The following is a 26202-nucleotide window of genomic DNA, read 5'->3' on the forward strand; positions in this document are numbered from 1 at the left end:
TCCACCACGAGGTCGGGCGCGAGGTCGGCGAAGGTGTGGGGCAGGGGGCTGGGCAGGCGTTCGGCGCGGATGAACGCCACATCGGGGGCGCGTACCGACTCGCCCAACGCCGTGCGCACACGAAAACCCGTCTCGGCGGCGACGGTAATCCCACGCTTGCTGGCGGACGCGACGGCGTCGATTCGCCGACCCATGCGCATCGCTATCAGCCCGTGAATTAGCCCTGCAGGCATCCGTTGTTTGACCTCCCCGCGCACGAGTTCGTAAGGTCTGCCCGCGTATTGCTGCCAGAACTCTTCGGCGGTTAGCCCGCGCTGTGTCGCTACCGCTGGCATACGCTCACCTGTTGGTAGGATACCCGCTACGCCTCGTCGAGTTCCGCAAACAGTTCGCTGAGGGGCAGTTGGAAGTCGGGCAGCACAGGCGCGCCCGTGAGCGTGTCGCCCGCGCGCAGCACGCGAATCGGCTGGTCAGGCTGAAACACCTCCACCGTGCGCCGCTGGGGGTCAACCACCCACACCACCTGCACGCCTGCCTGCAACCATTCGTCCACCTTGTCGCGCAGCTCGGAGTAGGCGTCGTTGGGCGAGGCGATTTCCACCACGAGGTCGGGCGCGAGGTCGGCGAAGGTGTGGGGCAGGGGGCTGGGCAATCGTTCGGCGCGGATGAACGCCACATCGGGGGCGCGTACCGACTCGCCCAGCGCCGTGCGCACACGAAAACCCGTTTCAACGGCGAGTTTGCCCACCTGTTCAGGACGACGCTTCAGGTGTTCGCGGAAGCGGGCGACCAGTTCGCCCGCCAGTATCCCGTGCCACAAGCCGACAGGCATTCGTTGTTTGACCTCCCCGCGCACGAGTTCGTAGGGCTTGCCTGCGTACTCTTGCCAGAACTCTTCGGCGGTTAGCCCGCGCTGTGTCGCTACCGCTGGCATAGGTTCACCCGCCTGTAGGATACCCGCTACTCCACTGTCACGCTCTTGGCGAGGTTGCGCGGCTGGTCGATCTCGCACCCGCGCAAGCGGGCGACATGGTAAGCAAACAGTTGCAGCACGGGAATGCTCACCAACGGCGAGAGTTCCTCCAACGGCGGCTTGGGCACAAACACCGTGTAGTCCGCCTCCTGGGGCAGCAGGTGGTCGTCTTCGGTGGTCACGAGGAACACCGTGCCCTGACGCGCCTTAATCTCCTTTAGGTTGCCCAGCAGTTTCTCGCGGGTGCGCTCCTGCGTGGCGATGAACACCGCGATAACGCCTGGTTCTACCAGCGCGAGGGGTCCGTGCTTCATCTCGCCTGCGGGCGGCTCCTGCGTGGGCACATAGGCGATTTCCTTGATTTTGAGCGCGCCTTCCATCGCCACATAAGCGTCCACGCCGCGCCCCAAGTAGAACGCCAGCGGCGTCTGGTGGAGTTGCTCGGCGATTTGGCGCACCTGCGGCTCGGTCTCCAGACTGCGGGCAATCAGCGAGGGCATCTGCATCAGCCCCTTGACCCCCTCCGAGTAGGTCTGCATCGGCAGCGTGCCGTTGATTGCCGACAGGTACAGCCCCAGCAGATACAACACGGCAACCTGCGTGCTGTAGGCTTTGGTAGAGGCGACGGAGATTTCGGGTCCCGCCTGCGTGTAGATGACATGGTCGCACTCGCGGGCGATGCTGCTGCCGACCACATTCACGATGCCCAGCGTGGTGTAGCCTGCCTCGCGGCACAGGCGCAGCGCGGCGAGCGTGTCCGCCGTCTCCCCCGACTGGCTGATGAACACCGCCAGCGTATTCGGCTGCAGAATCGGGTCGCCGTAGCGGAACTCGGACGAGTAGTAGACCTCCACGGGTCGGCGCAGCCAGCGTTCCAGCGCGTGCTTGCCAACCAGCCCTGCATGGTACGCCGTGCCGCACGCCACAATCAGAATGCGCCGAAACTTCTGCCAGTCTTCCACCTCCAGTTTCAATTCGGGGAACTGGATGCCGCCGTTGGGCTTGAGTCTGCCGCGCAGCGTGTCGCGCACCGCTTCGGGCTGCTCCAGAATCTCCTTAATCATAAAATGCTCGTGCCCGCCTTTTTCGGCGGCTTCGGCAGACCAGGTGATTTCGACGGGCGGTCGCTCGACGGACGCGCCGTCCAGTCGCGTCAGGCGCACGGCGTCGCGCGTCACGACACCCACATCGCCGTTTTCGAGCAAAATCACGCGCCGCGTGTAGGGCAGCAGCGCGGGGATGTCCGACGCGACGAAGTTCTCGCCGTCGCCCAGCCCGATCACCAGCGGCGAGTCGTTGCGGGCGACCACCACGCGGTCGGGATAGTCCGTAAACAGCACGGCAATCGCATACGAGCCGCGCACGGGCTGCAACGCGCGGCGCACCGCCTCTTCGGGCGCATAGCCCTGCGCGAGTTGCTCCTCGATAAGGTGCGCCAGCACCTCTGTGTCGGTCTCCGAACGGAACTGGTGCCCCCGCGCGAGCAATTCTTGCTTGAGTTCCAAGTAGTTTTCGATGATGCCGTTGTGGACGACGGCGACGCACCCCTGCTCGTCGGTATGGGGGTGCGCGTTCGGGTCGTTGGGGATGCCGTGCGTTGCCCAGCGCGTGTGCGAGACCGCCAGCCCATGCGCCTCTACGCCGTTGAGCAGGTCGCTCAGTTGCTGGATTTTGCCCGCACGCTTCATCACCTGCAACTTCTCGCCGCCCCAAAAGGCGACGCCCGCCGAGTCGTAGCCCCGATATTCCAGCCGTTTCAGCGTGTCCAGCGCGACCTCCAGCGCGGGACGCGAACCGATGTATCCTGTGATACCGCACATAGAATTAGCCTCCCGTGTCGGGCAATCTGGGGGTATTATACCGCCCTCTGGGGGCAACCCCCCTAAAGATTTTCGGCGTTCCTGCCGATAATTTTTTCAGGTTCGCGCGCGGAACCGAAAACCGATTGAAGGAGGACTGAACCGATGAGACAGGTGTTCTTCGCAACGGGCGGGACGGAGCTGACGCGCTCCTTCGACGCCACGACGCCTACCAACTGGTATGTGTGCACCGTACCCGACACGAACCGCACGGTGAACGAGTTCCAGACAGGCAACTGGAGCGCTGTGTTCGTGTTCTGGGCGACCCCGACAGGACAAGTGGATAACTTCAACGCGCAGACCTTCGTGAACCAGATAACCTCGACGAACCCGCGAACCCCGTTCTTCCTGATTATCCCGAACCAGTACGCGAGCTATGCGACCCAGTGGCAACGCGAGACGGGCGCATCGGGCTATGTCATCTGGAACCCGAACGCGACGCCGTCCGAGTTCATTACCCAAGTGCGCAATATCCTGAACCAGTTCAACATCGAAGCGGCGTAGTTGCCTGTTGCCTGTAGTCCCAGCCCTCCCCTGCGTGGAGTGGGGGAGGGCTTTTGCGTTGTAAGTGCCTATGCGCTGTGTTTTCGACACAGGCAACCTGGAACGGGCAACCACAAGGGTTGCCCCTACGGAGGCGTGGCAACACCAACCTTGTAGGGGCAGGTCTTGTGCCTGCCCTGTCTGTGTGTTGAAATCATATCGCGAAGGCACTTATTATACGCCCAGCACCACCTTACACCGATGACACAGCTCCGTCTCAGCATCCACATCAGGCAGCACAAGCCAGCAGCGGGCGCACTTGCGCCCAGGCGCAAGGCGCACCTCCACTTGCAAGTCGCCGTCGGTAGAGGCAACCTCCGCTTGCGAGACGCCGAACACGCGCGCGAGCATATTGTCAGGCGCGGGCGGCGTCGGGTACGCGCTCAGGATCGCGTGCAGTGGCGCGGGCGCATGCACAATCACCTGCGCGCTCATCGGGTTGGGGATACACTTCTCGTTTTTTGCCTGTTCGACGGCGCGGTTGACCGCCTCGCGCACTTCCAGAATGCGCTCCCAGCGTTCCAGCAGTGCAGGGTCGCGCCACGCCTCGCGCACGGTCGGGAAATCCGCCAAGTGGACGCTGATGGGCTTATCGGGCATCGGGAGCCGCTGCCACACCTCCTCTGCCGTGTGCGGGATAATCGGCGCGAGCAGGCGCACGAGCGCGCTCGCCAACTCGTGCAGCACGGTCTGCGCGCCGCGCCGCGCCACCGAATCGCGCGCTTCCGCATACAGGCGGTCTTTAATCACATCCAAGTAGAACGCGCTCAACTCCACATTACAGAACCGCCGCGTCTCGTGATAAAAGCGATGGTACTCGAACGACTCGTAGGCGTTGAGGGCGTAGCGCAGGTACTCTTGCAGGCGCGCGAGCATCCAGCGGTCGAGGTCGTTGAGTTGCTCATACGGCACGGCGTCGCAGGCGGGGTCAAAATCGGCGAGGTTGCCGATGATGAAGCGCAGCGTGTTGCGAATCTGGCGGTAGGCGTCGGCGACATACTTGAGAATCTCGTCTGAGAGGCGCACATCCTCGAAGTATTCGCACGAGGCGACCCACAGGCGCAGCACATCCGCGCCCATCTTTTGGATGACCTCCTGTGGACTAACGACATTGCCCTCGCTTTTGCTCATCTTGCGCCCTTCGCCGTCCACTACGAAGCCGTGCGTCAGCACGATGCGGTAGGGCGCGGCGTCGCGCGTGCCAATCGCTATCATCAGGCTGGAGTTGAACCACCCGCGATGTTGGTCGGAGCCTTCCAGGTACAAATCGGCAGGCCAGCGCAACTCGGGGCGCGTCTCCAGCACCAACCGATGCGTGCTGCCCGAATCGAACCACACATCCAGCACATCGGTCTCTTTGCGGAACTGGGTCGCGCCGCACTTGGGACACGCGAAACCGTCGGGCAGGAAGTAGTCAGCAGGGTGCGTGAACCACACATCGGAGCCTTCACGCTCGATGATTTGCGCCACGCGCTCGATGAGGTCGGGTTGCAGGATAGGCTCCTCACACGCCTCGCAGAAATAGGCGGGGATACCCACGCCCCACGCCCGCTGGCGGCTCAGCGTCCAGTCGGGGCGATTCCGCACCATCGCGGTGATGCGCTCCTCGCCTTCAGGCGGGATCCAGCGCACGCTACGAATCGCCTGCAAGGCGCGCTCGCGATGCCCCGCGTGGTCGATGCTCATAAACCACTGCACGGTAGCGCGGAAAATCAGCGGCGTGTCGCAGCGCCAGCAGTGCGGGTAGTTGTGGTGGTACGGCTCGTAGTGCAGCAGCGCGCCGACCGCTTTCAGCCGCTCGATGACGGCGCGGTTGCCCTCGGGCGCAATCGGCAGCCCACGGAACTCGCCCGCCTCGTCGGTGAACACGCCCGTCGCGTCCACAGGGCACAGCACAGGCAGCCCGTACTTTTTACCTGTCGCAAAGTCCTCCGCGCCGTGTCCTGGGGCAGTATGCACCACGCCCGTCCCGTCCTCCGCAGACACATAGTCCGCCAGCACCACGGGCGACTCGCGCTCGAAAATCGGGTGGCGTGCGACTGCGCCCTCTAACTGTGCGCCCGTCGCTGTGCCCAGCACCGTGTAGTCTTGAATGCCCAGCAGTTCCATCGTCGGTGCGACCAGCCGATGCGCCAGCAGGTAGACCGCGCCGTCCGCTTGCACATAGGCGTAGTCCAGTTCGGGATGCACTGCCAGCGCGAGGTTCGCGGGAATCGTCCACGGCGTGGTCGTCCAGATGAGGATGCGCAGGTTCTCCGTCGCGGGCGCGCTCGCAGGCGGCTTGATGACGAGGAACGCCACATAAATTGAGTCGGAGACCTTCGGCTCGTACTCCACCTCGGCGTCGGCGAGCGCGGTCTGACAGGTAGGGCACCACAGCGTCGGGCGCAGCCCGCGATAGATGTAACCACGCCGCACCAACTCGCCGAAGATGTGCACAATCCCCGCCTCAAAAGCGTAGTCCATCGTGAGGTAGGGGCGCTCCCAATCGCCGACCAGCCCTAAGCGCTCGAACTGCTCGCGCTGCACCTGCACGAAGTGTTGGGCGTATTCGCGGCAGGCGCGGCGCAGGGTCGCCTTGTCGGGCTTTTCGCCGCGCGCCAAAAACTGTTTGCTCACGGCGTTCTCGATGGGCATGCCGTGATTGTCCCAGCCCGGCACATAAGGTGTGCGGTAGCCGCGCATACAGTAAGAGCGCACCACGATGTCCTTGAGCGTTTTGTTCAGCGCGTGCCCGATGTGGATGTCGCCGTTGGAGTAGGGCGGTCCGTCGTGCAGGATAAAGTCGCCGTTCGGCGCAGGCTTGGCGAGCATCTTGCCGTACAAGTCAATCTCGCGCCAGAAGGCTTGCCAGCGCGGCTCCTGCTCAGGCAGGTTCGCCCGCATCGGAATGGTCTGCTCATCCTTCGGTAGGTGGAGTGTGTCCCGATAGTTGCGCGACATAGCTGCGGTAAGTATACCCGCGTTGCCTCTGCCCGGTTGCCCATGGGGCTGTGAGCAAACTGGTAAACCTGTGGGCGCGGCAGTGCTGACCACGCTGGAGGTGCGCGAAGCCGCCGTTTGTCAACAACGCTACTACGAGCCGTATTTCGTCGCCGTGTTGTGGGAGGGGCGTACGCGCTGCGACAGCCTGTGGCGCAACCTCACAGGCGATATCGTACCCCTCCTCCCCATAGTGCGAGGCGTGACGCCCTACGACCGTCTCTACTGGACAGGCTACGCCTTAGGCAACGCGCCTGTGAATGTGAACATGCGCGTGTGGGCGCGCGCGGTAGACCTCAACGGCGTGCCGTTGGGCAGCAGCTGGCGCGCGATTGGACAAGCCACCATCCAGACCCCGCCCCTGCGCTGGTTCCGCGTGGAGATCCCCGAAGGACACTGGGATGAGTACCGCCTCGAAGTGCGCAGTGCGACCCCGCGCTTGGTTTACTCGCGTCTAATCGCAAGTCAAGGCTATTGGAAGGAGTGAACGCGATGCCTGTACGCTTTCTCAGAAACGCTTCGGAGCTTGCCGATGTGAGCATGGAGTCGCCGCTGCCCGTGCGGCAGCAGGGCGCGATTACAACGCGCCCTGCCGACACCCTCCTCGTCGCCACGCTTACCGTCGACACCACCGCGCGCGATTTGCTCGGCAGTACCGCCGCCGAACTACCCACGCTTGATAACTGCGGGCAGTACCGCAAACTCGTCTGGCTCGCCCACCGCGCCAGCAACACCGCCATCAGCTACACCATCCGCGCACGCGCCACCGACCTTGCAGGTACGCCTCTCAGCAGCGGCTGGCAAACCCTTGCCTCAGGTAATTTCGCCACCGACTCCGCGAACCCGAACTGGGTGCGCTTGGACATCCCCGCCACAGGCGACGGCTACTACGACCAGTACCGCATCGAGGTCAGCGTCGCCAGCGGTACAGTTGTGCTTACGAGCAAGATTGTGGGGGTACGGTAATGCCGCCGAAGGTGCTACTCATTACGGATGCCGCAACCACCCGCGCAGGCTGGGTACTCACGGCGCTGCGCCTGATGGGATTCACTGCCGAACGCGCCTACACCTACGCAAGCAGCGGCGAAGTCCGACTCGCGCTTCCGAATGCCGAACACCGACTGGACATCGACGACGCGAGCCTGCGCAATCGCCTGCGCGAATACCATGCCGTGCTCATCGTTCATCCGTCGGACAGTTATTCCAGCGCCAATCCCCCCATCCACTACACCTTCCGATTTCTCGGCTGGAACGCGCCGCAAGACCCGCCGTTTGCGTATTTCGGTATCCACTTCGCGACGAACCGCACGGCGGTGGCGTTCCCCAGCGACTTCCCGCTGGTGCGTCCTGACCGTGCGAACCTCGCCAGCACCGCGCATAAAATCGGACCGAATATGAACCAACCGCAGGCGCAGACGCTGCGCGTCAGGCTCACGCGCGAAAACGCAGAGTGCTATCTGCCCATCATTACCGACAGAGAAGTGGACGATGGTTTCTATGTGTGGCGACTGAACACGACTGCGCACAACGCGCTTGGCAGCGCGGGCGAAGTGCTGGCGGAGGTCATCGGCGAAGATTATGTGTTTGACACGACGCCTATCTGCGCCTACCGCTACAAAAACTGCTACCTGCTCCCGCGTCTCTTGGAGTCACTGGCCGTTCCTGCAGGCGCGATGAACATGGGACGCCCCCAGCAAGCGTTCTGGCTGCTCTACGCGCTCAAGTGCATCGGGCTTGCGCCGCGCTATGCGCTGCCCATTATGATGATGCTGGACGATGTGCAAGATGTTGGCGCGGACACCGCGCCGCGCTTTACGGGCGCGCCGTATGTGAACGATTGGCTGCGCAATCGGCTCATGACCTACGAGTGGTACGCGACGGAGTTTTTCCCGCGCACGCAAGTTCCGCTTTGGGCAGCCATCACGACGGGCGGGCGGTACGGCACGGATTACATTCGGCAGGGCGCGTGGAATCTGTTTATGCGCGGCAGGCGGGCGCTCTCTACGAGCTTCAGCAGCACTGCTGATGAAGCGTTGGACGCTACTGGTGTAAGCCTTGCGCAGCAGATGCTGCAACTGTTTGTGCGCGAGCAGAATCGGAGCATGCGCTTCTGCTGGCACGACCATCGCGTTGGGTTTCGCAGTACGCGAAACCTTTCGCGCCACACGGACGCGGGCTATCCGCTCGCTGCGCCGAACGATGTGCCTGTGGCGCACGGGCAGATGGTGCGCAAGGGGCATATCCCGCCGCCTGTAAGCGCTGTAGAGATTGAGATAGACGGCGAAGTCTACTACGATATTGCCCCTACGATGTCGGGCAGCGCAGAGGTGGTGAGCTACACACCGCGCAGCTTGCACGCGGCGCGGATACTGGTGGAGCGCAACCGCGCGGAGATGCACGCGCTGGGCTTTGCGGACGGGGGCGTCGGCGGCGCGGACAGGTTCCAAATTACGGCAGCCACATACTACGGCTCGCCTGCTGTGATGCAGGCACTCTACGAGTCGGGTGTGCGGATTGTTCGGTCAAGCATTCCTGCGGATTCGAATGAGAACACGCAGACGACGCCTTTTGTGCCGATTCGCGGCGTGTGGGTGTGGAATTCTGATACGCTGGATGGGCTAAACGCGCATCCGCAGCTAAACAGCTACGGGCTGTACGACGCGGCGAACCCGACGCGCAGCTATGTGGGTTCCAACACGACGGCTCGCGATCCAGGCGGGGACATCTCCAGCATTTGGACGACGGATCCTGTGCGTGCGCGGCGGCGGGCGTACCGTCGGCTGATGGGGTATCTGTTGGACGCATACTTGGGCGCGGCGGTGTACCCGCAGCGGATGGCGTTTTCGCACCCGCCGACGCTGCTTGGGTGGTGCGACCCTGCGGATCCGCTGCGGCGGTTCAACGCGGAAGACAGCGTGCCGAGCGATAGTCCGGGACCGTACATCAACATGCTGTTGGAGTTTTGGCTGAACTTTGAGGTGGCGTACCGCGTGTTGTCGGGCTATTTGACGCCTGCGACGGGTGAGTTGGTGATAGCGACGCGGGAGCGGTGGATGCAGGGTGGTTAGTGATACGCCTGCACCACCTTCTGCAGAATCGCCTCAATCTTCGCCACCTGCGGCTGTACGGTGAACGATTCCTGCACGCGCTGGTGGGCGTTCTGGGCGCGCCTTGCGCGTTCGTCGGGGCTGTCGATGATTTCCAGTAGCGCCCGCGCCAGCGCGTCGGGGTCTTTCGGTGGGACAAGCCAACCATGAACGCCGTCCGTAATCGCTTCGGGGATGCCGCCTGCGGTGGTCGCCAAAATCGGCAGCTCCGCCCACATCGCCTCCAGCATTGCCATCGGCAGCATGTCGCTGAGCGTCGGTAGCGCGTACAGGTCGATGGCTTGCAGCAAGCGGGGCACATCCTTGCGCTCGCCGAGCCACAGCACATGCTCCGCCACGCCCAACCGCTCTGCCTCGCGGCGCACCTGCTCGCCGTAGCGCGGCGGATGCACCACGCCGACCAGCAAGATGCGCACTTGCGGATAGCGCCTAACTACTTGCGGCAGCGCACGCACCAAGTAAATCTGCCCCTTGCGCGGAATGATGTTGCCAATCACGCCCACCACGAAATCGCTGGGCGTCAGTCCCAGCTCCGCTCGAACTGCCTGCCGCGCCCCCTTATCGGGCACAATCAGCCGCGCGGGGTCTACAAACCCATGCACGGTGCTGACGCGCGACGGGGGCACGAAGTTGCGCCGAATGTGATACAGGCGCGTCTGCTCTGACACGGCGATGATGTGGTCTGCCATGCGCCAGTGGAAGTGGAGGGTGTGCGCATGCGCACGCAGCACGGCGGGCACTTTCGCAAGACGGCTCAACCACACAGCGAAGTTGTTCGCGCCCGACATGTGCGCCAGCAGCACCTCGATCTGATTTTCGCGCACGAACTGCGCGGCGTCTCTCAGGTCGCGCAGGGGTAGCCGCTTCATGCGCGATTCGAGCGTCGGCACGCCTGCCTGCCGCGCCTGCTGCAGCACCCACGCGCCCGGCTTGCCCATCAGAGTAATGGCATTCCCCCGACGGTGCAACTCTTTGGCAATCTGCAGCGTATGCACCGTCGCCCCGCACGCCGTCACGCCCGACACAATCTCCAAAATGCGCATCCCTCAACAGGATACCCACTGCACGGGAGATGGGGTATACTTGATATTCAGGTTTCCTCAGGAGGTGTCTTCTCTTGGAGCGGGTTTCTATTTTTGTCGATGGCGCAAATATGTATTATGCCCAGAAGCGGCTGGGATGGTTTATTGACTATCGGAAGCTGCTGTGCTATTTTCGGACGACTCTTGGCATGAAGGTGGCGGACGCTTATTATTATACGGCGGTAGACCCGAACGCGAAGGGGCGCGACGCGACCTTCCACGACTACTTGCTGCACTCCGGTTATGTGCTGCGCACGCGCCCGATTAAGGGCTGCTGCGGCGAAGGACGCGAAGATGTGCCGTGGGAGCGCATCGAGCTGGCGGTGGACATTGTGATGGACGCTCTACTGACCATAGACCACTACGATGTGTGCGCGATTCTGAGCGGCGACGGCAACTTCGAGCGGCTGGTGGAGACGCTGCGCGCGAAGGGCAAAAAGGTGATGGTGTTTGCGCATCCTGAGATGACCGCGCGCGAGCTGCGCATCGCGTTGGGTCCCAACTTCCACGACCTGCGCGATATGGAGCGGTTTATCGCCCGTACCGACCGCGCGCCCGAACCATGTCCCGATAAAACCATCTACGGCGACGGCAACAGCGAGTCTCATGGGTGAGCAGGCAGTGCCCTTCCGCGCGGGCTTCGTGGCAGTCGTGGGTAAGCCGAATGTCGGCAAAAGCACGCTGGTCAACCACTTCGTCGGGCGCAAGGTGAGCATCGTCTCGCCGCGCCCGCAGACCACGCGCCGACGAATCTTGGGCATCCTGAACCGCCCCGACGCGCAAATCGTGTTTGTGGACACGCCAGGCATCCACAAACCGAAATACAAACTCGGCGAGCGGATGGTGGAGGCGGCGGTGGGCGCGCTGCCCGACGCCGACCTGATTCTGTTCGTGGTGGACGCCTCCAAACCGCCTAACGCCGAAGACCGCCACATCGCCGACCTGCTGACGAAAGAGGCGCACGCGCCGATTATCCTCGTGCTGAACAAAATGGACAAGCTGCCCCCCGAAAAGGTGAAGCCCCACACCGAAGCCTATTGGCAGTTAGTTCCTAACCATGCCGACTGGATGATGACCAACGCGGTCAAGGGGCATAACTGCGACAAACTGCTGGAGATGATTCTCGCGCGCCTGCCCGAATCGCCTCCCTACTTCCCCCAAGAACAGATCACCGACCAGCCCGAACGACTCTTCGCCGCCGAAATCATCCGCGAGAAGGCGCTGCTGCACACCTACCAAGAGGTGCCCCACGGCATCGGCGTTGCCATCGAACGCTGGGAGGAGCGACCCAACGGCGTACTCTATATTGCGGCGACAATCTATGTGGAGCGCGAGACCCACAAGGGCATCGTTATCGGCGAGGGCGGCAGGATGCTCAAGAAGATCGGGCAGCAAGCGCGCGAGGAACTCGAACTCTGGTTCGGACGCAGAATCTTTCTGGAATTGTGGGTGAAGGTACGCGAAGATTGGCGCAACAATCCCAGCTTCTTCCAACAGCTTGAGAGCTGAGCCGACGGTAGGGCGCGATTCACGATGCACTGGTAAGCAGGATGCGCCCCAGCAGGTAGCCTGCGCCGAAGCCGTTGTCGATGTTGACGATGGCGACGCCAGGCGCACACGAGTTGAGCATCGTCAGCAGAGGTGCCAGCCCGCCGAAGTGCGCGCCGTAGCCGACGCTGGTCGGCACGGCAATCACAGGGCAGGCGACCAGCCCGCCGACCACGCTGGGCAGCGCGCCTTCCATCCCCGCAACAACCACAATCGCGCCTGCGCCATGCAGCAGCGGCAGATGTTCCAGCAGGCGGTGCAGCCCCGCGACGCCGACATCGTAGCGCGTTTCGACTCGCACGCCCATCATCCGCGCCGTGAGCGTTGCCTCCTCCGCGACAGGGATGTCCGCCGTGCCTGCCGCCAGCACGACTCCGTAGGGCGCGTCGGGGGCTTCGGGGAACGCGCCGACCGTGATCGCACGCGCGAGCGTGTGGTACACCGCGTCGGGAACCACTGCTCGCACTGCCTGGTAGTGCGCCTCGCTCGCGCGGGTCGCCAGCACGCGCCCCTGCGACGCCATCTGCGCCACGATTGCGGCGACCTGTTCGGGCGTCTTGCCCGCACAGAACACCACCTCAGGGAAACCCTTGCGCAACGCGCGGTGGTGGTCTATCCGCGCGAAGTCCAGATTCTGATACGGCAAGTCGCGCAAGGCACTTAGCGCGTCCTCAACACTCAACGCGCCGTGCGCGACCTGCTCCAGCAACGACCGCAGGCGGTCAACTTCCACGCGCCATCGCCTCCGCGCGCGCCTTAACCCCGTCCAGTATCCCCTTCAGGTTTTGCACCACAAGGTGGTGGACAACCTTTTGCACAATCGCGCCCAGCAGCGGCACGCGCAACTCGTAGTCCAGCGTGCTGCGAAACAGCGTGCCCTCTGGGTGCGGCAAAAACTCCCACAGCCCCTCCATCTGGTCGTAATCGCCCTTAACTTGGCGGAAGCGGCAGGTGTGCGCCGTGTCGTCCCAGAGGTCCTCTTCTGTCCACTTGACTTGCAGTTTGAGTTGCGAGGCGTAGGCGACCCACTCGGTGAGCGTGCGGCTGCCGTCCGCGCTCTTTTCGAGAATGCGCACCGACTTCACATCGGGCATGAACTGGGGAAACGCCTCCACATCGCGAGCGACGGCGTAGACGGTTTCCAGTGGGGCGTGGATGACGGTCTCCAGCTCCACTCGCGCCATGTTAGCCCTCCGCGCGCTGCTTGAAGCCGTTCAGCCAGTCCTGAATGATGGTGTTGACCGCGTTTTGCGCCAGCCCTGCGAACATCGGGGGCACATTCGCCTCGTAGTCCAGCACGGCAGCGAGGGTGCTGCCTGTGTCTTGGGGTTCCACGCGCCACTCGCCGCTGAGTTTGACCAGCGCGTCGCCTTCGGGCTGCATCGCGACGCGATGGTTCGCCGCATCGATGGTATGGCGCGACTTCCAGCGCACGGGCATCCCCACGCCAGGCGCGACTACTTCCCACTCCAGCAGCACGCTGTTTTCGGTGCGCTCCAGCGTTTGCACATTTTTCACATGGGGCAGGAACTTCGCGAACGACTCCGCCTGCTGTAGCACTTCGAAGACCTTCTCCGCAGGCGCGTTGATGGCGATGGATTTCTCGATTCTCGGCATAGTTCTCCTCCTGATGGAAGAGAGTATACCTGCTCTAACGGGTGGTTATCTCCTCGGGGCAAAACTGCTGCGTCTGTGATAGCGTGATTGCTCTCATCCTCCGAGCAGGTAGGATACCCTATAGTGGGAGATGCGCCAGTAGGTTATAGGCACTAGGTATAATCGCGACATACTGTTCGGGGGCGTGATGAAGATGGTTGAGCGAATCGAGGCGTGGGTACGGTGGGTGTTCGCGCCCGGAGTTTGGGTCAGTTGGTCGGGCTTGGCGGAAGACGAGGAACTCTGCATCGGGTTTAGCAGCAACCCAGAGCAGAGGGTGTCGCTTTCACAAGCGGAAGGTTCCTTGTGGATAGGCGTCGCAGGCATCTGCTGGTGTCCGCGGCTGCTTCGGGAGGACCCGCTGCGAGTATCCTACCGAAAAGGCGAGGAAGAATACGCCGTCGTACTTGCGTTTGTGCCCTGCCACAAGTATCACATAGACATCGTGCGTCGTCAGGTGCGGTCTAAGGGCGAGAGCATCCCGCTGGTTGCGGCGGATGGGTAGCCCACGCGGAGAGAGGGCCTTGGGGAACGGGATTTTATGCGCGGGGTCGGCGCGTACCTGCTTGGGGTCAACACGCTGAGGGGTTATGACGACTGACAGGCAGACGGCGGCGACTTTGCAGATGTTGGTTCGGGGAAGCAAGGGAGACGGCAGGGTAGAGTTCAGATTGCTGCGCAGCGGCACGGACTGGCAGATTACTGAGCTTCGCTTTGTGTGGTAGGAGTGAGCGAGAAACCAGTGCGCATTCTCCGTGCGAACGCTTCAACTGGGGTATCCTATGAGTACGAGGGGTTAGGTCATCGTGTGCGGACGGTAGACGGCGTGCCAGGCGTCGTGGTGGAGTATGCGTATGTTGGGGACACGCTGGTTGCCGAGTGTCGTGGGAACGACATGAGAGAACTCAAGCATGACCAAGAGGAAAGCCTCACAATCATTCGGGAGGCTTTAGAAAAGCTTCCCCCAACGAGGCGTCCATTTGGAGTCAGCGCCGTAGAGGCTACCCACGAAGCCTTCTACGACGCTGACCTATCATCAACGCTGGCACTTATCGAGCTATGGTGGGAGATGTTGAAGCAGCATTACCAGCAATTTGAAGTTCAGTCCTGGTTAGCGGAAGTCAATATCGTGAACCCAACCTTAGTTTGGACGCTTGACACAGAAGATAGCATCTTAGAGATTCATGCGACCGTGCTTCACGAGGGCGAGTCATCTGCCATCCCGTGGGGTTGGTTGTATGTGCGCCGTCGGAATCAACAAATGTTTCGTATCTGCGTCAGCACTCCTGCCTACCTCCAACATATCGTTCGGTTTTACCAAACTATCGCAGAAACTCCCGAATCGGAGCTGCATAAGGTTTTTGCGGGAGACCATACCGTAATAGTGATTGACTCCGATAATGACGATACCAAGTTCGCTCACCCAGAAGGCGGTTCAGCGGAAGAGTAGCTCTCTGCAGGTTCTACTCTCACCAGCGCACGACCACTCCCAGACGAGTCAACTCTACGAAGTGGGCTTTCGAGAGGCTATCCAGAATCTCTAGCTCGTAATTCGTGAACAACTCTATCAGTTCGTTGTTGGACAAGTTATGGTGAAGCAGTAAATTGTCTACAAAGTCGCCGTCTTTGGTCACGATGACATACGCCTGCGTCAAGGATAGGTACTTGAGTTCCTCGTCTGTGGTTCGGTTGCCGAGAGGGAGCTCACTCGTGTGGAGAACCTCGATCCCTCGACGACGCAAGTGATTCGCAAGGCGTGCTGGCAGTTGGGCGTCGACGAGCATTTTCATCTTGCAATCATATGTTTGACTTCAGAAAGACGCGCCGCGTACAGTAGTGCTGCCCGCAAGTCGTTCATTTCAAGATCGGGGTAGTCCTGCAAAATCTCTTCGGGTGTCATGCCGCTTGCGAGCAGTTCCAGTAAGGTGGACACGGGGTAGCGCAAGCCACGAATCACGGGCTTGCCGTGGCAGATGGTGGGGTCGCGGGTGATACGGCTCAACAGTTCGCGCTCGCTCATGCCCACAATTATACCTTGCCAATTCCACTATGCCTATGCTTCGCTCAGGTACACTGTCAGAACTCCTCCACTTCGCCCAGCGGCGGTTCGGGGGCGAGCAGCAGCACGCCCGCATAAAACGCGATTGGCAACCACGCAGGCATCGCGGCAAGGCGAATGGCGGGAACCCAGTCCGCGCCGAAGGTGAGGGCGACCCACCCCTGCCACGCGCACAGCCACTCCAACAGCGACGCGCCCACCCCCTGCGACAGCCAGAACCGAAAATCCAAGGGTAAACAGGTGATCGAACGAGTCGAAGATGAACAGCAAACGAAGGAACCGGTTCACATCGTCCAGACGCGGCACGCGGTTCGGGTCTAAGCACAGCTTCGACACGCCTTCCAGGAACTTCTCGGTGGCGTAGCGTTGCCAGCGGTCTTGGATGCGTGCGTACAGGCGTCGCCACGCCTCGTGGTTCTCTTCGGAATACAGCTCGTAGGGCTGCTCGATGTAAAGCTCGCCGCGGCTGCGGGCGACCTCGATAAACGGGGCTTTCGTGGTGGTCAGCCCCATGCCAGGCTGAAACTGCTGCGTCTGTGTAAGCGCCATCGCTCTCATCCTCCGAGGGTATAGGATACCCCATAGCGCAATAGCCCTTGCATCGTGGCGAGCATTAGGTATAATTGCCATATACTGAAGCGGGAGGACACTATGCGCAAGCGAAAAACGGTTGGCGTGCCTGTGCAGGTATACAATCTCGGCTCTCCTGCAGGGGCGCAGATGGACTTTGAGCGCGACGAACTCTGGAGCCGAATGGACGCGGAGATGGGCAAAAAGGCGGTCAGCCTGCCCGTGTTTCTTGTGAACCCTAACCAGATGAATATGCTCTATCCACGCGAATATCGCCGTGCGTTAGACCCTGAGAGAATACGCCCCCTGCTACAGGAAGAAGTCGAGCGCGAAGCACGAGAGCGGGATAGAGAAGGGGAACTCGAGACGCGACGTGAACCACAGGAAGGAGAGCAAGACCTTTTCGACCGCCTCAAGCGCTACGAGGAAGAAGAGGGATGGCTAAAGTACTCACGAGTAGTCGCTGTCGGATTGTATCTTCGCTTGGGGCAGCACAATCAACAGTTCCAAGACCAAGTGCTGCAGCTGGGTGACCCAAATGTGCGCACTGCTGAAGCGGAAAACGCCTTCCTGAACCACCAATTGCCTACGATTTTCCTCTGCTGTGAGCGAATCGTGAATTGGGCAAGCCGCTTAGGTATCTCGCATCACCTCGTGATGGACAAGGTCTACTATCATGAGTTGGGTCACGCGATTATGGATACCCTGCCTGACGGCGCACCTAATCCTTACCTTGAATCCTGGGGGCGCATCGTTGAGGAAAGCCTCGCCAACGCAGTTGCTTTCCGATGCTTTAGAGGTAGAGAGGCACTTTGGGTACAGCGACTCATTCAAGACCAGCCTGCAGAGTATCGGGGCTATGCGGCGGCTGGTCAGTTGTTAGTCTCCCTGCTGGATGTGAAGTTTCTCCGTGATTGGTTCCGTGAATGGCTCCACGAATACGATTTGTATTGGTGGCATAGAATTGAATATGCCCTCGCCAGGTTGGAAAGGGGAGCATGGCACCCCGAAGTAGCGCGCGCTCTGACCGAAGTCCTTAGGAATCTGCCTATGCCACTCACGCAAATAAGGTCGCATGAGCGTATCGACTCGCAAAACATTACGGAATGGAGACGCTTCAAGCGAAGGATAGCAAGGGCTGAGCCTTGGATTCATCAGGCTTGGAAAGACTTCGCGAAGCACCTGCTGATAGAGGGCGTCAGTTAGCGCGGCAGGGTTAGAACTCCTCCACCTCGCCCAGCGGGGGTTCGGGCGCAAGGAGCAGCACGCCCACATAGAAAGCAAGCGGCAACCACACAGGCAGCGCGGCGAGGCGGATGGCGGGAACCCAGTCCGCGCCGAAGGTGAGGGCGACCCACCCCTGCCACGCGCACAGCCACTCCAACGGCAACGCGCCCACCCCCTGCGACAGCCAGAACCAGAAACCCAGCGCGAGCATCGGATACGCCAACGGAACCGCCAGCAGGTTCGCCACGGGCGACAGCAGCGACATGTAGCCGAAGTGGTACAGCTGCACGAGGCTGATGCCCGCCTGCGCACAGAGCGAGACGCTGAGCAGCGGAATCAGCCCGTTGCGCACTGCCTTGCCCACCAGCGACTTCGGCTTGCCCGTGTCGGGCAGGATGCTCGCCCGCGCCGCCAGCCGCCGCAAGGCGTACTCCAGCCTGCCGTAAAACAGTAGGATGAACAGCACAGCGCAGAACGAATACTGGAAGCCGACTTCAAAGATTGCGTGCGGGGCAATCAGCAGCCAGAGCGCGCCTGCGAAGCCGAGCGCGTTCAGGCTGTCCGCCTCGCGTCCCAGCAGGGGGGCACATAGGGCGCAGGTGGTCATCGTCGCCGCGCGCACGATCGACGGGCGTAGCCCCGCCAGCAGCGCGTAGCCCCACGCCGCCGCAATCACCAGCCCTATCCGCCCTGCGAACGGGACGGGCGTCCAGCGCAGCAGCAGGTAGACCATCTGCAGCGCCATCATTACATGCAAGCCCGAAGTCGCCAGCAGGTGTCCCGTGCCCGATTTGTGGAACGCCTCGCGCAGCTGGGGCGGGAAGTCGCCTGCCGCGCCGACCAGCATGCCCTCCACCAGCGCGGCGTCGTCGCGGTCAAGGTGCTGTCGTAGCGTCTGCCGTAGCGACTGGCGCGCTGCCGAGAACCTGCGCTGCCAACGCCCCGCGCCCGACTCCAGCACTGTGAACTGCCGCTCGCTGAAGACCGTCGTGATGTGATACACGCGCCTGCGCTCCAAGTAGCGCGCCCAGTCAAAGCCGCTGAAGCGCACGGGACGCCGCCACGAAGCCTCTATGCGGAACACATCGCCGTAGTCAGGCAGGCCGCGCACGCTGGGGCGGAAGTAGACCAGCGCGTAGGTGGGCAGGGCAGGCTGCTCAAAGGCGCACAGCAGGCGGTAGCCGTTGCGGGTGGGTTCCAGCGTGCCGACGGCGCGCAGGGTTGCCACAGGCGGGGGCGTCTGCACGGGCGGACTGCGCCACAGGTCGTAGCGCACTGCGCCCAGCGCAAGCCCAATCGCCAGGAATGCCCACGCGGGCAACGCCAGCGCGACAATCACACCCACCAACGCCAGCACGACCGACGGCGCGACGGGCAGCGCGCTCCACTCCACAAGGCTGATGCCCAGCGCCAGTCCCAGCGCGAGTTGCAACATCGGGCGCGGGCGCACTACCTCGCCTATCCGCCCTGCTCGCAGAGGAAACAAACTGCCGAGTTGCCGCTGTGATAGCATCCGCACATTGGGCACTTGCGCCAGCCGCGCTGCTCCAGTTGCTTCTGGTAGCGCAGGGTCGCCAGTTGCGCTCGTCGCAGCGCGTCGCGCAGGGCAGAATCGCTTACGCCCTGCAGGTTCGCCTCTACTTGGGCAATCTCCGCTTCGCTCAAGGGGGGCGGCTCTGGGGGCGGAGTGCTTTCCACCTCGTCGTCTGCCGCCTGAAACGCCGTCGGCAACTGGGCGCGCACGGTGAAGCGTACCTCGCGAAACCGCTCCTCGCCGATGTGCGCGTTCAGCCGCTGCAGAATCGTTCGCTTGTGGAAGGTGAGTTCCTGCACCCATGCATGGCTCTTGACGGCGACCCACAGCGTGTCGGCGTCTACGCGCAGTGGACGGGCGACCTGCGCGAGATGTACGCCAACTACCGCGTCCCAGTGCATCAGCGCGCGGTAGGTGCGCAGTTGCCTGTCCAGCCCCAGCCGTTCGAGCAGGCGTTGGAGGGCGTCGCCTGCCGATTGCGGCTCACGCACGGCGGCTCACCGTCCCGCTGTGGATTTCGAACAGCACGGCGTCGCGCAGGGTCGCTTCGTCGAACGCGCTCAGGTCGGTGCATGTGATAAAAGTCTGCGTGCGTGGGGTCAGGTACTCCACGAGGCTGCGCCGCCGCGCGGGGTCAAGGTCAGAAAACACATCGTCGAGCAGCACAATCGGCGGCTCGTTGCGAATAGACTCCACCAGCGCGACCTCTGAGAGGCGCAGGCTGAGGGCACAGGTGCGCTGCTGCCCCTGTGAAGCGAACAGGCGCGCCTCGTAGCCCTGCACGAGGATTTGGAAATCATCGCGGTGGGGTCCGTACAGCGTTGTGCCGCGGCGCAGCTCCTCGCCTGCCGACTGGTGCAGCGCGCTCAGCAGGGCGTCTGCCCAGTCCTCCTCCTTTTCGGGCAGCGGTTTGCGAACAGGCAGCCCAGGTAGGTACTGCAGTTGCAGGGTCTCTGCGCTGTGGGTGAGGGCGCGGTGCGTCGTCTCGGCGAGGGCGTTCAGTCGTTCCAGAAACTGCCGTCGCGCCTGAAACAGCCGCGCACCGTACTTGACCAGCTGCGCGTTCCATTCGGGCAGGCTCTCCAGCGTCGCCGCGCCCTCCAAGTAGGCGCGTAGCAGGTTATTGCGCTGCTCTAAGGCGCGCCTGTAGTGCGCCAGCGAGTAGAGGTAGCGTTGGCTCAGCAGGCTGATTTCGGTATCGAGGAAGCGTCGGCGGTCGGCAGGCTCGCCGCGTATCAGCGTCAGATCGCTCGCCGTGAAGCACACGACGCTCAACCGTCCTACCAGTGCGCTCGGTCGGGCGACGGGCTGCTCGTTGAGGGTAATCGTGCGCTTGCCATGCGCCTGCAGACGCACTTGCAGGTCATCGGTCAATCCGTCCGATTCGTACTGCGCAGTGAGGCGCATCTCCTGCGCGCCCCACTGGATGAGGTCTACCTCGCGCACGGGGCGCAGCGGGCGGAACGCGCTGAGGTAATAGATCGCCTCCAGCAGGTTCGTCTTGCCCTGTGCGTTCGCGCCCAGCAAGATGTTCACGCGCGGTGAAGGACTGATTTGCGCGTGCGCATAGTTCCGAAAGCAGCTTAGGCGCAGGGCAACGAGTCGCATCCGTGCAAAAGTATACCTGCTACGATTCGCCCAGCAGCCATGCCGCAGCGTTGTGGTACTGAATGGCTGGGTGTGCGTCGGGTGGCGGGGCGGTCTCAAGTGTGATGATGTGCAGACTCGCGTTCGGGAACTGTGCGGCGGCGTCCAGTAAGGCGCGCACTTCGCGTGCATGAGTCGCCGAATCTGACAAGTCGGCGCACGCCTGAATCAGCAGGACGGCTCCATCGGGGCTGAACGCGACAAAGTCCACCTCGTATCCAGAGGCAGTGCGTAGGTACGACACCTCCATTTTGCGCCGCAGCAGTTCCAGCAGCACGCAGCTCTCCAAGGCGTGCCCGACAGGGAAGGGGCGCGGCGCGGTGTAGAACGGAATGAAGCCCGTGTCTATCGGATACACCTTGCGCGGATGTACCCGCTGCTGCGCCTGTGAGTAGGCGAAAAACGGCACGGTGCGGATCAGGAAGGCATCCTCCAGATGTCCCAGCAGGGTGTGGAGGGTGTCCTTGCTCACCGAGACGCCTTGCGAACGCAGGTCGTTGTAGAACTTGTTGACGCTGAACACCGCGCTAGGGTTGCTCAGCAGGTGGCGCACCAGCCGTCGCAGCACGCCGATGTTGCCCACCTGATACCGCTCCACCACATCCCGCAGGATGACGCCGTCGACATAGCTCATCAGCAACTCGCGTCGGTCAACCGCCTCCAGACCGATGGCTTCGGGGAAACCACCCTCGTGCAGATACTGCCGCAGGCGCGCCTGAATCTGCGACCGCTGCGCCTTGCGCAGATGGGCGAACGCTCGATCAGGCTCTTCCCCTAAGTGGCGCAGGTACTCGCGGAAACTGAACGGGAACACCACGACAGGCAGCGCGCGTCCGCGCATGCTTGTGCCCAGCTCGTATGCCAGCATCCGCGCCGACGAACCCGACAGGAACACGGCGACCGTTTCGCTGTCCAGCAAGCGGCGCACAAAAGTCTCCCACCCCGACACCCGTTGAATCTCGTCCAGCAGGAACAGCACCCGCTCCCTGTCGCGCGTGTGCGGGTAGAGTTGGTAGTAGGTCTCCACGATGAGGTGCAAATCGCGCGCCTGCAGGTCAAGCAGTCGCTCGTCCTCGAAGTTGAAGTAAAGTGCATATTCGCGGGGCATGCCATGCAGGAGGTGTTCCTGAACAATCTGCCACAGAAAGGTGGTCTTCCCTGCACGGCGCATGCCGATAATCGCGAACGCTTTGTTCGGCACGGCAGGAATACGCACATCGCGCCGCGTGAAAGTAGGAACGGGGCGCAGTGTGCCCTCCACAACCTTCTCCTCGATCGTCGCGCGTAGTTGTCCGTCCACAAAGGATAGTTTACCCGATTTTTGTCCTTTTGGGAAGGATGAATTGCAGCGCGGTGGTTTACCTAACCGCGCCTCTGGCGTAGGTGTTCGGCGACCACCTCGATAATCCGTTCGGCGCAGGCGCGCTTGGGCATCATCGGCAACTCCTCGATGCGCCCGTCCGCATACAGCAGTGTCAAGCGGTTGGTGTCCACTGCGAAGCCGCTGCCAGGCTCCAGCACATTGTTAACGGCGATTAAGTCCAAGTTTTTGCCCGAAAGTTTGACTTTCGCGTGCTGGAGTGCTTTATCGGTCTCGGCGGCAAAGCCGATGACCAGGCGATGCCCCTTGCGCTCAGCGACGCTGGCGAGAATGTCGGGGTTCGGCACGAGTCGCAGCGTCCACTCCGCGCCTGTGCGCTTGCGTTTGCGGGGCAGGGCGCGTTCGGGGCGGTAGTCGGCGACGGCGGCGGCGGCGATGAACACCTCGCAGGCGTCGAAATGCGCCTGCACCGCATCGTACATCTGCCGCGCAGTCTGCACACGGATCACTTGCGCGCCTACGGGCGGGGTGAGAGCAGTCGGTCCCGTAATCAGCGTGACGGTCGCGCCGTGCGCGAGGGCGGCTTCCGCCAGCGCATAGCCCATCTTACCGCTGGAACGGTTGCCCACAAAGCGCACGGGGTCAATCGGCTCGTAGGTGGGTCCTGCGGTAATCAGCACATGCACGCCTTGCAGGTCGCAGGCGCGGCGCAGGCGTTGCAGGGCGGCTTGCACAATCACAGGCGTGTCGGCGAGTTTGCCCCAGCCTTCGTCGCCACACGCCATAGTCCCGTAAGCAGGCTCCACAAACTCCACGCCGCGGGCGCGCAGGGTCTCCGCATGCGCTTGGGTCGCGGGGTGGCTCCACATCGCGGGGTTCATCGCGGGGGCAATCAGGATCGGCGCGCGGGTCGCCAACGCAAGCGTGGTCAGCATATCGTCCGCCAGTCCCAACGCGAGTCGCGCCAGCGTGTGCGCTGTTGCAGGCGCAATCAGCACCAAGTCCGCCTCCTGCGCCAGTTGGATGTGCGCAATCTGCCCAGGCACGGGCTCGTCGAACACTTCCACCACGACGGGGTTGCCCGTCAGCGCGGCGAAGGTGTCGGGGCTAATCAGGCGCGTCGCCGCGCGGGTCATCACCACATGCACCGTGTGCCCCCCATGCATCAACTCCCGCGCCACATCGCACGCGCGGTACGCGGCGATGCTCCCCGTAACGCCCAGCAATATCTTCGCCATCGGCTTGCCTCTTCACCACAGCGTCGGTTGCTCCGCGCCCGTTGAGTCGAGCGCGTCGGCAACCGCCTTGTATTTCGTCGCTACAAACAGCATCTCCTTGTTGCGCGTGTGCGAGACCTGCCCGACCTTCTCGCCGCGCGGGTTGTGGATGCCAATCAGCGCGCCCACATATCGCCGATAGGGTCGCTCGAAACAGCGCACATAGCCCCACTCGCCAAGTATCGCCTCCAGTTCCGCGCGGGTGAGGTAGCCCTCGTTGTTGAAGGAGACCAGCAGGTGCTTGGCGCGGATTTGGCTCACGAGGCGCGCCATCGCCTCATGTGCCTGCGTGCGTGCGTTGAACGGACTCTTGCGGTGTTTGACATCGATGCGCTTGCGGGCAACGCCGTAGGTTTCGGGGCAGTCCCACAGCACGAGCGTCTCCCACACATGGTAGTTCGCAAGGTACGAGTGCTGGTTGTAGGGTGGGTCTATGTAAAACAGGTCTGCCTCCAGCGCGCCTGCGACCTCCAGCGCGTCGGCGTGGTACGCCTTGCCCGCGCCGTGCAGCAGCGGTGGGTAGCGCAACTGGAGCGGGTTGTACGCGCGCGGCGCCCACTCTTTGAGGTACGCCATCTGCAGCCCTGTTGTAGAGTCCACCCTGTCGGCGGCGAGCATCAGGCTGGTCAGCAGGATGGCTTGCAGGGTCGGGTCGTCGTAGTGGGCAATCGCGTTGCGGATGGCTTCGATGCGTGCGCCGTTTTCGGGACGGAAGTAGCGCGCCGCTTCGCAGTAGGTGCGCGTGAACCAACCATGTTCGGGCGGCAGTTGCATCAGCGCGTGTAGGATAGGCTGAATGCGTTCGGGCGGGTATTCGGCGCGGTTCGCCTCCACCAGCGCGCGGGCGAGGATGTAGGCGTAAGCGGCATAATCGTTCGCATAAACGAAGTAGCCGCGCGCTTTGAACGCATGCGCCACCCGCGCACTGCCCGAAAAGAGGTCTACCACTGTGCAGATGGGCATACAGGCAGCCACCTGCTGCGCCACGCCGACAATCCAGCCAACTAAATTGCGTTTGGAGCCGATGTATTTAATCATTCCGTGTGTGTAGCCAGTTTCAGTAGGATTATACCCATGCAAGACTAAGGCTGTGGTCGCTTGAGGTGTATCTGCCGCTTCGTAAAGACAGTAAATTCTACATACAGTGGGCTATTCTACAGGACGCTCAATCACCAACAAGATGGCATCGCGGTAGGCGCCGCGTTTCCAATAGCGGCGGGGAATGCGCCCCACCTCCTGATAGCCCGCTTTCAGCAGCATTTTCAGGGACGCTATATTCCCGTCCAACACTTCGGAAATAAGCAGACGCAAGCCCAGCACCTCAAAAGCATGGCGGGTGCGTACCCGCACGGCATCTGTGCCGTAGCCTTTGCCCCATAATTCTTTGCGCCCAATCAGCGTGGCTGTCATAGCGGTACCATGTCGCCAGTTGATCTGATGGAGACCCGAAAAGCCGATATGCTCCCCCTCTAAAGTCTCCACGGCGAAAACGACCTCTTTTTCGTTGGGGCGCATCACCCGCTCGAACCACTCCTCCTCAGCTAATCGGCTCAGTGGGAAATCGCCTGTGAGCGTCCACTGCGTAATTTCGGGGTCGTTAATCCAGCGGAGTGCGTTCTCGAAGTGCCTTTCGCTGTCCAAGGGTACCAGCCGAACCTTCTCGCCTGACCAGCCGTAGCTCATCAGAAATCCCTCCAAAATAGACGGCACTTCGTATTGTACCTCTACACAGCTAACGCTGGGCGCGATGCTTTTTTCAGCTTGTATGGCAGTTGGACATTCGGCTGGGATGGGTTACACAACAACCGTCCCACCTGCTGCGTCTGCAAGATGCTCAGTACAAGCACCCACGCCTGCTGGGCAGCTTTCTTGGTTGCCCCTCAACAGGGTACAATACACCCGATGTCCGAAACGCGCTTCCTGAAGATGGACTTGCGCATCGAGGAGCAGCTATGGCACGACTTTCACCCGAATATGATTGTGTCGATCCAGTCGTGGCTGATGCCGTTGCTGCTGCCCAAGTACGCTGCCCAGATTGAGGAGCGCGTCTATGTGGAACATACCGAGCCATTGCCTGCCCCCCGACAAGTGTTCCGTCCCGATGTCGTGATTCACACTGCCTCGGAGAACGAGGCACGGGCGCAGGCAACGCGCGCCGCCCTCGCCGAGCCAGCAATTCTAACCCTACCAATGCCTGTGGAGCAGCGTGAACGCTATATAGCGATTGTATCCCTCCCGAATCGGGAACTGGTGACCGTAATTGAGCTACTCTCGCCTGCGAATAAGCGTGCGGGCGCGGACGGCAGGCGCGAGTATCTGCGCAAACGCGAGCAAATCTTGCAGAGCGCGGTGCATCTAGTGGAGATAGACTTGCTACTCAAGGGCGAACGCCTGCCAACGGTAGAGCCACTGCCCGAAGGCGATTACTACGCCTTCGTGTCGCGCAGCGAATACCGCCCAGCAGTGGAAGTTTACTACTGGCGACGCGACGAACGGATGCCGACGATTCCTATCCCGCTGCTCCGTGAAGATGGTGCGGTCTCCTTAGACCTGCAAGCGGTCTACGAGGAGACCTACACGCGAGCAAAGTACGAGGCGCGACTCACTCATACACAGTGAGATGTCTTATGTCATGCCAATCGCGTGGGCAAAATTTACGAAAACAAGCGAGCCCGCAATCCCGACCACGCGAGAAAAAACCTACCCCTTTAAGGAGGGTTAGAGTGGGGGCGATGTGTTTAAATCTCAACGCATAGGCACTTAGAGACCGTCTAGCATTTCTTCTCCTCCGCCATCCGACGCACTAACCACCGCACA

Annotated in this window: 28 protein-coding genes; 10 read left to right on the forward strand and 18 right to left on the reverse strand. The window is 62.0% G+C overall.

Annotated features, from left to right (window positions below; translation table 11 throughout):
- The 3 genes from NW848_RS11485 to glmS form a co-directional block, all read right to left on the reverse strand.
- Nucleotides 1–335 (reverse strand): Uma2 family endonuclease (locus NW848_RS11485; protein ID WP_414511131.1); only part of this gene is annotated, 335 nt, incomplete at its 3' end.
- Nucleotides 336–361: 26 nt separating this feature from the next.
- Nucleotides 362–934: a Uma2 family endonuclease gene (locus NW848_RS11490; protein WP_414511132.1), complete on the reverse strand. Its 573-nt coding sequence runs from the start codon at nucleotides 932–934 to the stop codon at nucleotides 362–364.
- Between the two features lie 26 nt (nucleotides 935–960).
- On the reverse strand, nucleotides 961–2793 hold the full coding sequence (glmS, locus tag NW848_RS11495; protein WP_414511133.1) for a glutamine--fructose-6-phosphate transaminase (isomerizing): 1833 nt from the start codon (nucleotides 2791–2793) through the stop codon (nucleotides 961–963).
- Between the two features lie 153 nt (nucleotides 2794–2946).
- On the opposite strand from glmS, the gene NW848_RS11500 reads away from it, so the two are divergent.
- Nucleotides 2947–3336 carry a hypothetical protein gene (locus NW848_RS11500; RefSeq protein ID WP_414511134.1) on the forward strand — a complete coding sequence of 130 codons (390 nt, stop codon included), beginning with the start codon at nucleotides 2947–2949 and terminating at the stop codon, nucleotides 3334–3336.
- 213 nt (nucleotides 3337–3549) lie between these two features.
- Here the strand turns inward: NW848_RS11500 and ileS are convergent, their stop codons facing one another.
- Entirely contained in the window at nucleotides 3550–6318 is a 2769-nt protein-coding gene (gene ileS, locus NW848_RS11505) for an isoleucine--tRNA ligase (RefSeq protein ID WP_414511135.1), read from the reverse strand.
- 70 nt (nucleotides 6319–6388) lie between these two features.
- Between ileS and NW848_RS11510 the strand changes: the two genes are divergently transcribed.
- Genes NW848_RS11510 through NW848_RS11520 form a run of 3 tightly spaced genes read left to right on the forward strand, consistent with a single transcriptional unit; the run spans nucleotide 6389 to nucleotide 9425 of the window.
- Nucleotides 6389–6844, forward strand: a complete 456-nt coding sequence (locus NW848_RS11510; protein ID WP_414511136.1) for a hypothetical protein — start codon at nucleotides 6389–6391, stop codon at nucleotides 6842–6844.
- 5 nt (nucleotides 6845–6849) lie between these two features.
- On the forward strand, nucleotides 6850–7323 hold the full coding sequence (locus NW848_RS11515) for a hypothetical protein (RefSeq protein ID WP_414511137.1): 474 nt from the start codon (nucleotides 6850–6852) through the stop codon (nucleotides 7321–7323).
- Nucleotides 7323–9425, forward strand: coding sequence for a hypothetical protein (locus NW848_RS11520; protein WP_414511138.1), 2103 nt, complete (start codon nucleotides 7323–7325; stop codon nucleotides 9423–9425). The genes NW848_RS11515 and NW848_RS11520 overlap by 1 nt, the downstream gene beginning before the upstream one ends.
- Here the strand turns inward: NW848_RS11520 and NW848_RS11525 are convergent.
- Nucleotides 9422–10507, reverse strand: a complete 1086-nt coding sequence (locus NW848_RS11525; RefSeq protein ID WP_414511139.1) for a glycosyltransferase family 4 protein — start codon at nucleotides 10505–10507, stop codon at nucleotides 9422–9424. The two genes, NW848_RS11520 and NW848_RS11525, sit on opposite strands and share 4 nt — an antisense overlap.
- A 74-nt stretch (nucleotides 10508–10581) precedes the next feature.
- On the opposite strand from NW848_RS11525, the gene NW848_RS11530 reads away from it, so the two are divergent.
- A complete protein-coding gene (locus tag NW848_RS11530) occupies nucleotides 10582–11160 on the forward strand; it encodes an NYN domain-containing protein (RefSeq protein WP_414511140.1) in 579 nt (192 codons plus the stop codon).
- Nucleotides 11153–12055 (forward strand): GTPase Era, encoded by a 903-nt coding sequence (gene era, locus NW848_RS11535; RefSeq protein ID WP_414511141.1) that lies wholly within the window; start codon nucleotides 11153–11155, stop codon nucleotides 12053–12055. The genes NW848_RS11530 and era overlap by 8 nt, the downstream gene beginning before the upstream one ends.
- A 19-nt stretch (nucleotides 12056–12074) precedes the next feature.
- Here era and larB read toward each other — a convergent pair whose 3' ends face one another.
- Genes larB through NW848_RS11550 form a run of 3 tightly spaced genes read right to left on the reverse strand, consistent with a single transcriptional unit; the run spans nucleotide 12075 to nucleotide 13711 of the window.
- Nucleotides 12075–12827 (reverse strand): nickel pincer cofactor biosynthesis protein LarB, encoded by a 753-nt coding sequence (gene larB / locus NW848_RS11540; protein WP_414511142.1) that lies wholly within the window; start codon nucleotides 12825–12827, stop codon nucleotides 12075–12077.
- The gene (locus tag NW848_RS11545; RefSeq protein ID WP_414511143.1) at nucleotides 12817–13278 is read right to left on the reverse strand and encodes a type II toxin-antitoxin system RatA family toxin; all 462 of its coding nucleotides are present in this window, start codon (nucleotides 13276–13278) and stop codon (nucleotides 12817–12819) included. Before NW848_RS11545 ends, larB begins: the two co-directional genes overlap by 11 nt.
- 1 nt (nucleotide 13279) lies before the next feature.
- Nucleotides 13280–13711, reverse strand: a complete 432-nt coding sequence (locus tag NW848_RS11550) for a type II toxin-antitoxin system RatA family toxin (RefSeq protein WP_414511144.1) — start codon at nucleotides 13709–13711, stop codon at nucleotides 13280–13282.
- Nucleotides 13712–13904: 193 nt separating this feature from the next.
- Here NW848_RS11550 and NW848_RS11555 point away from each other — a divergent pair, with 193 nt between their 5' ends.
- Nucleotides 13905–14255, forward strand: coding sequence for a hypothetical protein (locus tag NW848_RS11555; RefSeq protein ID WP_414511145.1), 351 nt, complete (start codon nucleotides 13905–13907; stop codon nucleotides 14253–14255).
- A 390-nt stretch (nucleotides 14256–14645) separates the two neighbouring features.
- Nucleotides 14646–15200 (forward strand): hypothetical protein, encoded by a 555-nt coding sequence (locus NW848_RS11560; protein ID WP_414511146.1) that lies wholly within the window; start codon nucleotides 14646–14648, stop codon nucleotides 15198–15200.
- Nucleotides 15201–15219: 19 nt separating this feature from the next.
- Here the strand turns inward: NW848_RS11560 and NW848_RS11565 are convergent, their stop codons facing one another.
- From NW848_RS11565 to NW848_RS11575, 3 genes are read right to left on the reverse strand one after another with little or no spacing between them, the layout of a single operon-like run.
- Entirely contained in the window at nucleotides 15220–15540 is a 321-nt protein-coding gene (locus tag NW848_RS11565; RefSeq protein WP_414511147.1) for a DUF5615 family PIN-like protein, read from the reverse strand.
- On the reverse strand, nucleotides 15537–15770 hold the full coding sequence (locus tag NW848_RS11570) for a DUF433 domain-containing protein (RefSeq protein ID WP_414511148.1): 234 nt from the start codon (nucleotides 15768–15770) through the stop codon (nucleotides 15537–15539). Before NW848_RS11570 ends, NW848_RS11565 begins: the two co-directional genes overlap by 4 nt.
- Before the next feature lie 33 nt (nucleotides 15771–15803).
- Nucleotides 15804–16358, reverse strand: a complete 555-nt coding sequence (locus NW848_RS11575) for a hypothetical protein (RefSeq protein ID WP_414511149.1) — start codon at nucleotides 16356–16358, stop codon at nucleotides 15804–15806.
- A 102-nt stretch (nucleotides 16359–16460) separates the two neighbouring features.
- On the opposite strand from NW848_RS11575, the gene NW848_RS11580 reads away from it, so the two are divergent.
- Nucleotides 16461–17585 (forward strand): hypothetical protein, encoded by a 1125-nt coding sequence (locus NW848_RS11580; protein ID WP_414511150.1) that lies wholly within the window; start codon nucleotides 16461–16463, stop codon nucleotides 17583–17585.
- A 10-nt stretch (nucleotides 17586–17595) separates the two neighbouring features.
- Here the strand turns inward: NW848_RS11580 and NW848_RS11585 are convergent, their stop codons facing one another.
- From NW848_RS11585 to NW848_RS11615, 7 genes are all read right to left on the reverse strand, one after another.
- Nucleotides 17596–19119 carry a ComEC/Rec2 family competence protein gene (locus NW848_RS11585; protein WP_414511158.1) on the reverse strand — a complete coding sequence of 508 codons (1524 nt, stop codon included), beginning with the start codon at nucleotides 19117–19119 and terminating at the stop codon, nucleotides 17596–17598.
- A complete protein-coding gene (locus NW848_RS11590; protein ID WP_414511151.1) occupies nucleotides 19065–19631 on the reverse strand; it encodes a DciA family protein in 567 nt (188 codons plus the stop codon). The genes NW848_RS11585 and NW848_RS11590 overlap by 55 nt, the downstream gene beginning before the upstream one ends.
- Nucleotides 19624–20748, reverse strand: a complete 1125-nt coding sequence (recF, locus tag NW848_RS11595) for a DNA replication/repair protein RecF (protein WP_414511152.1) — start codon at nucleotides 20746–20748, stop codon at nucleotides 19624–19626. Before recF ends, NW848_RS11590 begins: the two co-directional genes overlap by 8 nt.
- Before the next feature lie 19 nt (nucleotides 20749–20767).
- Entirely contained in the window at nucleotides 20768–22087 is a 1320-nt protein-coding gene (locus tag NW848_RS11600) for an ATP-binding protein (RefSeq protein ID WP_414511153.1), read from the reverse strand.
- Nucleotides 22088–22149: 62 nt separating this feature from the next.
- Nucleotides 22150–23346 (reverse strand): bifunctional phosphopantothenoylcysteine decarboxylase/phosphopantothenate--cysteine ligase CoaBC, encoded by a 1197-nt coding sequence (gene coaBC / locus NW848_RS11605; protein WP_414511154.1) that lies wholly within the window; start codon nucleotides 23344–23346, stop codon nucleotides 22150–22152.
- Between the two features lie 12 nt (nucleotides 23347–23358).
- The gene (locus NW848_RS11610) at nucleotides 23359–24423 is read right to left on the reverse strand and encodes a DNA adenine methylase (protein ID WP_414511155.1); all 1065 of its coding nucleotides are present in this window, start codon (nucleotides 24421–24423) and stop codon (nucleotides 23359–23361) included.
- A gap of 111 nt (nucleotides 24424–24534) precedes the next feature.
- The gene (locus NW848_RS11615; RefSeq protein WP_414511156.1) at nucleotides 24535–25095 is read right to left on the reverse strand and encodes a GNAT family N-acetyltransferase; all 561 of its coding nucleotides are present in this window, start codon (nucleotides 25093–25095) and stop codon (nucleotides 24535–24537) included.
- A 192-nt stretch (nucleotides 25096–25287) separates the two neighbouring features.
- Here NW848_RS11615 and NW848_RS11620 point away from each other — a divergent pair, with 192 nt between their 5' ends.
- On the forward strand, nucleotides 25288–26004 hold the full coding sequence (locus NW848_RS11620) for a DUF4058 family protein (RefSeq protein ID WP_414511157.1): 717 nt from the start codon (nucleotides 25288–25290) through the stop codon (nucleotides 26002–26004).
- Nucleotides 26005–26202: the final 198 nt, after the last annotated feature.

Source organism: Synechococcus sp. RC10A2 (genome assembly GCF_047502605.1).